2 protein-coding genes are annotated in these 2,752 nt (G+C 58.2%); one reads left to right on the forward strand and one right to left on the reverse strand.

All coding sequences use genetic code 11. The features are described 5' to 3' along the window. Positions 1 to 176 precede the first annotated feature (176 nt). Positions 177 to 2,255, reverse strand: a complete 2,079-nt coding sequence (gene recG / locus M7R55_RS08825; RefSeq protein WP_298220050.1) for an ATP-dependent DNA helicase RecG — start codon at positions 2,253 to 2,255, stop codon at positions 177 to 179. 237 nt (positions 2,256 to 2,492) lie between these two features. Here recG and M7R55_RS08830 point away from each other — a divergent pair. Continuing rightward, positions 2,493 to 2,752: hypothetical protein (locus M7R55_RS08830; RefSeq protein WP_298220051.1), on the forward strand; the 260-nt coding region annotated here is incomplete at its 3' end.

Below are 2,752 nucleotides of genomic sequence, written 5' to 3' on the forward strand. Positions count from 1 at the left end.
GAACGATCGACATAAAACACCTCCTGTCGCTTACATTCAACAACTGAGTAACAGGCCGCACACCCAATTGATTTTCAAGGGTTTTAACAGCCTTGGTGCTTATTTGTGGTCGGGTGTGAAAATTTCAAGAGGGTGAATTCAGCAGGATAAAAACGCCTCGAATCGGTGGCGTGTTCCTAGACCTGGCCATACTGATGGGCAGCACCCACCCAGCGTTGGATCAGTGGCTTTATAGCCGGGCTTTGCGCGGCGATAAGTTCGTCGGCCAGTTGTCGCGCCGTGTCCAGTAAAGCGGCGTCGCGAACGAGATCGGCCACACGCAGTTTGGCCAGACCCGTTTGCCGCGTACCGAGTATTTCACCCGGCCCGCGCTGCGCCAGATCCGCCTCGGCCAGACGAAAACCATCCTGGGTTTCGCGCATCAGACTCAAGCGCGCACGCGCTTTATCGGAAATCGGCTCATCGAACAGTAGGACGCAGTACGAATCCGTTCGTCCACGCCCGACGCGGCCGCGCAATTGGTGCAATTGCGCCAAGCCCATGCGGTCGGCGTTTTCGATGATCATCAAGGAGGCATTGGGTACATCCACCCCGACCTCGATCACGGTCGTGGCCACCAACAAATCCACTTCATGCGACTTGAATTGTGCCATTTCGGAATTTTTTTCGGCGGCACTCATGCGGCCATGCACCAGCCCGACCGTCAGATGCGGCAGTTGTTCCCGCAGCAGTTCGGCGGTGGATTCAGCGGCTTGGGCTTCGATGCGCTCGGAGTCTTCCACCAAGGGGCAAACCCAGTAGGCCTGCCTGCCTTCGGCACAGACCGCGCTGATGCGTTCGATCAGCTGGTCGCGACGATCCGAGCGGACCAACGCGGTCGTGATGGGGGTGCGGCCCGGTGGTAATTCATCGATGATCGACACATCCAGATCGGCGTAGGCGCTCATGGCCAGCGTGCGCGGAATCGGGGTCGCGGTCATCACCAGTTGATGAGGGCGATGCCCGGCGCGGTCCGGGTGCGTTCCCTTGTCGCTCAAGGCGAGGCGCTGGTGCACACCGAAGCGGTGTTGCTCATCGACGATCACCAGGCCGAGCTGGTCGAAGGTCACACGTTCCTGAAACAGCGCATGCGTACCGATGACCATCAGTGAACTCGCCTCCGCCAAGGCCGCCAGACTGGCGCGGCGCTCGCTCGCCGATTGCTGGCCGGACAACAGCTGCACATCAATGCCCAATGGCGCAAACCACTGCGAGAAGTTACGCTGATGTTGCTCGGCCAACAGGGCCGTGGGGGCCATCAACGCCACCTGGTATCCCTGCTCGATGGCCGTCAAGGCCGCACCCGCTGCCACCAGCGTTTTCCCGGAGCCCACATCACCCTGAACCAACCTCAACATGGGTGAACCCTGCGCCATATCCGCCCGAATCTCATCCAGCACACGCGTTTGTGCCTTTGTCGGCCGGAAGTGCAATTGGGCCAGCAATTCCTGATACAGACGGCCCGGTGCGGATAATCGCGGCGCGTGATCCCGGCTCTGTTCATACCGTTTCAAGCGCAACGCCAACAAATGGGCGAGCAACTCTTCGACAATAATCCGAACAAAAGCAGGTTCATCAGGGGTCGGAATCCCTTGCGCCAACACCGGCGCGTGAATCCGTTGCAATGCCATGAGCAGGGAAGGCCAACCGAATTGATGTCGAACCGGTGCGGGCAGACATTCGTCCAGGTCGTGGAGCGCCACACTCAAGGCCTGCCCCACCAGCGCTCGCAATTTTCCCTGGCTCAAACCCTCCGTCGAAGGATAAACCGGCACGATGGCTTCGAGCTGCGCACTACTGATCAATTCAGGCTGAGCCATTTCGAGCCCATTCGCGCCTTCTTTTACCTCGCCGAACAGCAGGTAACTCTGACCGGCCTGCAACGTCGGCCCGAAACGACCGAACTGCCAGAGCGTAATACTGCCCGTGTCATCGTAGCCCTGAGCGACCTGCCTCGCCTTGCCGCGCATCAAGCTCTTCGCTTCACTGATTGTCACGTGAATCAAAGCCGACTGACCGACAAGATGAGCGCCAAGCGGCATAATCTGCCCGCGATTCTCGTAACGCAGGGGCAGATGCCAAAGCAAATCACCGATGGATTCGATTGACAGACGCGCCAATTGGGTCGCCACCCGCGGGCCGACACCAGCAAGCGAGTCCACCGGCAGGTGCAGCTTTTGGGGCGAAGAACGTTGATGCGTGGCAGTCTTGACCATAAATATGATGGGGTTATTGAGCGTTTATATACGCTAAAATAGTAATTCACTATATACTTTGCCGATTGGTATCAGGAGAATTTCGGCACCCGAATACGGAAGTGACGCCGAAAACCGGTATGCGGCGATGATTTCTTTGCTCGCGCTCTGCAATTGCCCACCCTGATCGTTACATGTGTCGTTACCCGAATCGGGTCTGTTTTCTTACACTTAACTATTATTGATTTGGAGGTTCCCGTGGCTGAAGGTCATACCCCTAAGGTAGATTCGAGTGCAAAATTTGTAGGTCTGGTCGGCACCGTCCTGCTTCTGGCTGCCATCTACTACATGGTCACCTCGCTGATTTATGTGATCACGGGCCATACCACCGAGGATGGATTCGCGCCAAGCGCAACGAGCACTGAAGCGGCCGCCACCCCGGCTGCAGCTCCTGCCGAGACCGCGGCTCCGGCAGCAGCCACTCCGGTGGCAGCCACTTCCAGCGGCAGTGGTGATGC

The sequence above is a fragment of the Halothiobacillus sp. genome (genome assembly GCF_027346185.1).
In the GTDB taxonomy this organism is placed as follows: domain Bacteria; phylum Pseudomonadota; class Gammaproteobacteria; order Halothiobacillales; family Halothiobacillaceae; genus Halothiobacillus.